Annotated in this window: 9 protein-coding genes; 8 read left to right on the top strand and 1 reads right to left on the bottom strand. The window is 27.9% G+C overall.

Annotated elements, in window-relative coordinates:
- On the bottom strand, nt 1-218 hold a 218-nt coding region (locus C4R78_RS09565), incomplete at its 3' end, for a transposase family protein (protein WP_146057665.1).
- A gap of 204 nt (nt 219-422) precedes the next feature.
- Here C4R78_RS09565 and C4R78_RS04545 point away from each other — a divergent pair.
- The 8 genes from C4R78_RS04545 to C4R78_RS04510 all read left to right on the top strand — a co-directional run bounded on the left by C4R78_RS04545 (nt 423) and on the right by C4R78_RS04510 (nt 6837).
- Nucleotides 423-1580, top strand: coding sequence for a D-alanyl-D-alanine carboxypeptidase family protein (locus C4R78_RS04545; RefSeq protein ID WP_103895915.1), 1158 nt, complete (start codon nt 423-425; stop codon nt 1578-1580).
- 92 nt (nt 1581-1672) lie between these two features.
- On the top strand, nt 1673-2779 hold the full coding sequence (locus tag C4R78_RS04540) for a tRNA nucleotidyltransferase/poly(A) polymerase family protein (RefSeq protein ID WP_103895914.1): 1107 nt from the start codon (nt 1673-1675) through the stop codon (nt 2777-2779).
- Entirely contained in the window at nt 2772-3392 is a 621-nt protein-coding gene (locus C4R78_RS04535; protein ID WP_103895913.1) for a site-2 protease family protein, read from the top strand. Before C4R78_RS04540 ends, C4R78_RS04535 begins: the two co-directional genes overlap by 8 nt.
- A 4-nt stretch (nt 3393-3396) precedes the next feature.
- Nucleotides 3397-4131, top strand: coding sequence for a segregation/condensation protein A (locus tag C4R78_RS04530; RefSeq protein WP_103895912.1), 735 nt, complete (start codon nt 3397-3399; stop codon nt 4129-4131).
- The gene (gene scpB / locus C4R78_RS04525) at nt 4128-4697 is read left to right on the top strand and encodes an SMC-Scp complex subunit ScpB (RefSeq protein ID WP_423236633.1); all 570 of its coding nucleotides are present in this window, start codon (nt 4128-4130) and stop codon (nt 4695-4697) included. The genes C4R78_RS04530 and scpB overlap by 4 nt, the downstream gene beginning before the upstream one ends.
- Nucleotides 4698-4749: 52 nt before the next feature.
- Nucleotides 4750-5292: a DUF2953 domain-containing protein gene (locus tag C4R78_RS04520; protein ID WP_103895911.1), complete on the top strand. Its 543-nt coding sequence runs from the start codon at nt 4750-4752 to the stop codon at nt 5290-5292.
- Nucleotides 5277-5699, top strand: coding sequence for a GerW family sporulation protein (gene ytfJ, locus C4R78_RS04515; protein WP_103895910.1), 423 nt, complete (start codon nt 5277-5279; stop codon nt 5697-5699). Before C4R78_RS04520 ends, ytfJ begins: the two co-directional genes overlap by 16 nt.
- Complete coding sequence (locus tag C4R78_RS04510; RefSeq protein ID WP_159945812.1) at nt 5689-6837, top strand: D-alanyl-D-alanine carboxypeptidase family protein; 1149 nt, start codon at nt 5689-5691, stop codon at nt 6835-6837. The genes ytfJ and C4R78_RS04510 overlap by 11 nt, the downstream gene beginning before the upstream one ends.
- Nucleotides 6838-6887 lie beyond the last annotated feature (50 nt).

The following is a 6887-nucleotide window of genomic DNA, read 5'->3' as shown; positions in this document are numbered from 1 at the left end:
AGGATAATGAAAGTTTTCTTGTTCTGAATAGGAACGTCTTTAATTTTTTGGGTTCTGTAGTCATGGACTTTAGAAGTAGTAGAGCCACAAGAAGGGCAAACATGAGATTTTTTTTTAGTTTCAACATGAAATTCAACGAAATCATCACCATTTACAATATTTTTTACGAAAACATCTTTTAAATTAAGCAAATTATTGATAAAATTATTCCTAAGCACTTTATCAGATGCCTCCTTTCAAAATATTTTGTGGGTTAATTATATTTTAGCAAAGCTGGCATCTGAATAAAGTGCTTTTTTGTATTTAAAGAAAAAATGTTGAGGTTTATTTACCACCCCAACATTTATTATAGAACCTATTTTTAATAAAAAGAGTTGTGGTGGGAAAAATAAAATTAGATAACTTTATAAGGAGGTATTAATATGAGGAGATATATAGCATTATTTATAACAGCTTTATTAGTTTTGACGTCTCCAACTGCTTTTGCTAAAAAGCAAGATAACATAAATTTAAATCTAAATTGCAAAGCAGCTCTTTTAATGGAAAATTCTACAGGAAAAATTTTGTATGAATATAATGCTCATGAAAAAGTTTACCCAGCAAGTGTTACTAAAATTATGGTTATGCTTTTGACTATGGAAGCAGTTGATAGCGGTAGCATAAAGCTTAGCGATAAAGTTGTGATTAGTGCTAGAGCTAAGTCTATGGGAGGAAGTACTATGTTTTTAGAACAAGGGGAGATAAGAACAGTTGAAGAACTTTTAAAAGGGGTTGCTGTAGAATCAGCTAATGATGCAGCTGTTGCGCTTGCAGAATTTTTAGCTGGAACTGAAGAAGCTTTTGTAGAAAAAATGAACAAAAGGGCAAAAGAACTAGGAATGAAAAATACCAATTTTGTAAATTGTACAGGATTTTTTGATCCTAATCATTACACAACGGCGTATGATGTAGCGCTTATGTCCAGAGAGCTACTTAAACATCCTAAAATATTAGATTATACAAAAATTTGGATGGAAACTATCAGCGAAGGACGTAAAGAACCTTTTACGCTTGTAAATAGGAATAAAATGATAAAATCATATAATGGTTGTGATGGGTTAAAAACTGGATATGTTAAAGAATCTATGTATTGTATATCTGCAACAGCAAGTAGAAATGGATTGAGGTTTATTGCTGTTATTATGGGTGCACCTTCAGCTAAAGAAAGAAATGAAATGGCGGCAAAATTATTAGATGTAGGATTTTCTAAATATCAATCAATAACAGCAGTTAAAAAAGGAGATGTTGTTGGTGAAATTAGTCTGCCTATGGCAAAGCCAAATAAAGTAAAACTGATTGCAAATGAGGATTTAAAAATATTATTAGAAAAGGGAGCAAAGGTAAACTATGAGATTAAAGTAGATCTTTTTAAGGACTTAAAGTTACCTATAAAGAAGGGAGAGATTGTAGGTATAGCAAAGGCAGTTGATGGAGAAAAAGTTTATGGTCAGGTTCCTGTTGTAGTCGATACTGATATTGTTAAAGTTAATTATTTTGATGTATTGGAAAAGATGTTAAAATTATATTTGAATATAAATTAAATTGCCGGGAAACCGGCAATTTAATTTTTATCTTGAATACATTATGTAAAAATTATATACTTATATAGACGTTTAGTTGTAGGGTGATAATTATGAATTTTAGTGAAGAAATTATTGTTTTTTTTACAGATATTTCTAAAAAGTATGATATAAACATTTATTTGGTTGGGGGAGCTGTAAGGGATAAAATTTTAGGGGGAAAGCCTTATGACTATGACTTCGTCGCTGAACTTGATAAAAAAAGTCACTATGAAGTTTCAACAAACATATCAAAAATTTTAGGTGAAAAATTTGATTATAATAACTACTATGGAACAGCAAAGTTTACTTACAAAGGAATTACTATAGATTTTGTTATGGCAAGAAAAGAATATTATCCTTATCCGGCAGCAAAGCCTGTTATTTGTCCAGCAAACATAATTGAGGATTTAAAGCGCAGAGATTTTACTATAAATTCAATAGCTTATGATTTGAAAAACAAAAAAATTATAGATATATATGATGGCATAGAGGATATAAAAAATAAAAAGATAAAGATTTTACATAATCTCAGTTTTAGAGATGATCCAACTCGTATTTTGAGAGGAATAAAGTATGGTGCAAGATTTGGATTTATATTTGATGAAGAAACTTTAAAATTTATGTTAGATGCTCTTGATAATAAATATTTAAACTTACTTTCTAAAACACGCTTAAGGAATGAGTTTTTAAATGTGTTTATGGAAAATATTAAATCTGTAGCAGATTTTTTAATTAACATAGATGTTCTAAGCAGCATTGTTGGAACTAAAGTTAATATAAATAAGCATTTTGATGAAAAATATTTTGATATTTTAAAGGATGAAGAAAAGTTCATTGTTTTACTTTATAAAAATGATGATGAAGTTTTAAAAAAGTTAGCAGAGGATTTAAATCTTAGTAAGAGGTTTTTAATGATTTCAAAGGTTTTAAAGGAAATTAAAATAAATCTTGATAAAAGGGATTTTTATTCTTTGTTTAAAGTTTTGATATTAAATGAAAGTAGGGTTGATAAAAATCTTATTTTATGTTTATTTAGTAATGATATTATTTTAAATTATTTTAAGGTTAAAGGTAATATAAACTTTGATAAAAGGAAGTTGGCTAATTTAACTAAAGAAGAAATTATTAATTACAAAATTACCACCATATTACAATCTGGAGGAGATAAAGATGTTTAATTATACTGCAGGGACATTTATTTTAACAGGAATAGCTATAATAGTTTCTTTAACTATTCATGAGTTTGCTCATGCTCTAATTTCTGTAGCTTATGGGGATAAAACTCCTTTATATTATGGAAGGTTAACTATAAATCCTTTTGCCCATATAGATTTTTTAGGACTTATCTCTTTGTTTTTATTAAAATTTGGATGGGCCAAACCAGTTCCTATAAATCCTAATAATTATAAAAATCCAAGATTGGGATTAATTTTTACTTCTTTAGCTGGACCGTTAGCTAATATTTTATTGGCTTTTTTTGTTGCACTCTTTTATTTTAAATTTCAACCTAATTCTTATGCAACAGTATATTTTATGAGGGAATTAATATTAATAAATTCGGGATTAGCTGTATTTAATTTGCTTCCTTTTCCACCGCTTGATGGGGCTAAAATTTTTGCAGAAATATTTAAAGGAAAAATATCTGATATTGTTTATTATTTGGAGGATAAAGGTATTTTTATATTGTTTTTACTTTTAATGTTTCCTCCAGTAAAAATTTTTGTATCAAATATGATACAGTTTGTTATAAATGGTATAATAACTATTGCACTACAAATGGTTAGCAGGTGATCTTATGTCAATAAATGTTAAATTGGATATATTTGAAGGTCCATTAGATCTTTTGCTTCACTTAATTAAAAAGTCAGAGGTTGATATATATGATATACCCATAGCAGAAATTACAGAGCAATATCTAGAATATCTTAAAGCTATGGAGGAGTTAGATTTAGAAATAGCTAGCGAGTTTATTGTTATGGCGGCTACTTTATTGGAAATAAAATCAAAAATGCTTTTACCTAAGCCTAAAACTAATAGCGAAGAGGCCGTGGATCAAGATCCAAGAACTGAACTTGTGGAAAAACTTATAGAATATAAAAAATTTAAAGAGTTTGCTAATTTTTTACGGGAAATAACACAGGATTATGAGATTTATTTTAAAGCACCTGAAATTATTGATGACATAAAGGATAATAGGGATGTGTTTTTAAAGAATATAAACCTTGAGAATTTAATGCATGCTTTTAAAAAAGTAATGGATTCATATGAAAAAAGGCAAAATAAAAAATCTAATATTCCTCAAAATATAGATCATGATGAGTATAAGATAGAAGATAAAATGGATGAAATATTAAGATTAATTAAGGTTAAAAAGAAAATGTACTTTAAGGACTTTTTTGCTGTTGCAAAAACAAAATTAGAAATTATTGTGACATTTTTAGCTATGTTGGAGCTTATAAAATTAAGACACATTGTAGTTTATCAAGAAGTCAATTTTTCTGATATAATTATTGAGGAGATGGGAGAATGATGGAGGAATACATATTTGATTTAAACTATGAAAAGGATATAGAAAGAATTAAAGGAATTATAGAGAGCATATTATTTATAGCAGGAGAGCCTGTATTAAAGAAAGACATAATTAGTGTATTAAATATTGATGAAAAAGAATTTGACATGATATTAAAGGATATGATGAAGGAATATGAAAAAGAAAATAGAGGGATATTTATTTTAGAATTTAATGATAAAATTCAATTTTCAACAAAACCTGAATATAGCAGTTTTATAAAGAAGTTGTTTAAACCAGAATCAAAACATAATTTATCCCAGGCAGCTTTAGAAACTTTAGCAATAATTGCCTATAAGCAGCCTATAACTAAATCTGAAATAGATGAAATAAGAGGAGTAAGAAGTGATAAGGCTATTGCAACTTTACTTGAGTATGGGCTTATAAAGGAAGCAGGTAGGCTTGAGACCATAGGAAGGCCTATTATTTATGAAACGACGGATGAGTTTTTAAAGTATTTTGGTTTTAAAAATATTAATGAACTGCCTAAGTTAATTGAATTTAATTTAGAAAAAAAGGAAGAATAAATATATGTAAACATATATTTATTCTTCCTTTTTTGTTTTTGGGGTGAAAATTATGAAGTTTTTTCTAATATTATTTTTGATTTTTTTAGCAATTTTGCTTATGTCATCTATTATAAAGATACAACTTATAAATAGTAAGCTTATTATAAAAATAATTGTTTTTTATGTTATAAAAATTAAGTTACTTGAAAAAAATATAAGAGAGAAAAGTGTAAAAAAGGCAAATAAAAGAAAAGGAGAGAGTTTTAAAATAATAGAGTTTATTAGGTTAATTTTAGGAAACGTTTTAAAAAAATTAGAGGTTAATTTAAAAGCAAGTATTACCCTAGGATTAAAAGAACCTTATTATACAGCATTATTATATGGAGGTTTAAACTCTACTCTAGGGTGTTTAAATGTGGTTTTTAATAATATTTTTAAAAAGTATTTTTCACAAATTAGTATAAATCCCAACTTTGTAAGGGAAATATTCGAAGTTGAACTAAATTTATTGTTAAAGATTAGAAATTTTGATTTAATTAAGGCATTTATTGTATTTTTAATAAATTATATAAAATTAAAAGGAAAGGGTGAAAAGTTATGGAACATCCAATAGAAGCTTTAATGAAAACTACAATGGATAGCTTAAGGGAGATGATTGATGTAAATACTATCGTAGGAGAGGCTGTAGAGACTAAAGATGGTACCGTTATTATTCCTATTTCCCGTGTAAGCATAGGATTTGCATCAGGGGGAAGTGAATTTTGTAAAGACACCAAAGATGATAAAGTAAAATTTCCTTTTGGTGGAGGAAGTGGAGCAGGAATTTCGGTAAGTCCAGTTGCTTTTTTGGTTGTATCTAAGGATTCAGTTAAACTTTTGCCTGTTAACCAATCAAATTCTATAGAAAGGATAATAGATGGCATTCCAGATTTACTACAGGATATTATGAAAAGTTTTAAAAAAGATAAAAATCCTCAAATGAATTATACTAATGAAAATGAAGGTTTTAATGCTACATAAAATTGGAGGTAGATTTGCCTTGAAAAAAAGGCTTTTATGTTCATTAATTTTAATTTTTGTTTTTGTTACTTGTATAGCTTTTTCTAAGGAAAGACAATTAAACTTAAATTGTATTGCTGCAACAATCATTGATCAAGACTCAGGAAGGATACTTTATAGTAAAAATGGAAATAAAATATTGCCTATGGCAAGTACTACTAAAATAATGACCGCAATTGTTGCTCTTGAAAGAGGAAATATAAAGGATATTGTTACAATTTCTAAAAAAGCAGCATCTACTCCAGGAAGTTCAGCAGGACTAAAGGCTGGGGATAAAGTGACTTTAGAAGAATTATTATATGGTTTAATGCTAAAATCAGGTAATGACGCTGCTGTTGCAATAGCTGAACATATAGGTGGAAATGTTCAAAACTTTGTAAGGATGATGAATGATAAAGCTGTAGAATTAGGAGCTTTGCATACAAGTTTTATAACTCCTCATGGTTTAGATGCTGATGACCATTTTACAACGGCTAATGATCTTGCAAGAATAACTGCTTATGCAATGAAAAATGAAATGTTTGCCAAGATAGTTTCTACTAAAGAAATATCAAGTGGAATTACAGGTCCTTTTAAGTATTCATATAATAATATAAATAAATTTTTATTTAGGGTTGAAAATTCAGATGGAGTAAAAACCGGATATACCGGTAATGCAGGTAAGTGCCTTGTAGCTTCTGTAAAGCATAAATTTGGGCGTTTTATTTGTGTTATTTTAAATAGCAGCGATAGATGGGAAGATGCAGAAAATTTAGTTCAATATGCATTAAAAAAGTATAATTTTATAAAGGTTTTTGATAAAACGGAAATAGTAAAGAGTATTCCAGTTTATGGAGGAAATCAAAAAAATATTTATGCTCAGACTAAATCTGAGCTTTATATTCCTATATTGCCTGAGGAAAAAGATAAGATAAAAGTTGAAGTTTACGTTCCATCAGTTGTTTTTGCACCTATTTCAAAGGGCGAAATAGTTGGAAATATAGTAGTTAAGTTAGATGGAAGTATAATTGCGAAATATCCAGTTGTTAGTGATAGAGAAGTAAAAAGGAAAAATTTTTTAGATTTTATAAAGGATGTCTTTTCAAGAGCCGTATTTTAAATAACACGGCTCATTTTTTGTAACCAATTTTTCATATAATGAATATTTTA

The sequence above is a fragment of the Caloramator fervidus genome (genome assembly GCF_900108045.1).
GTDB lineage: Bacteria > Bacillota > Clostridia > Clostridiales > Caloramatoraceae > Caloramator > Caloramator fervidus.
Note: the sequence above shows the minus strand (reverse complement) of the source record. Positions and strands in the feature narration are given on the sequence as shown.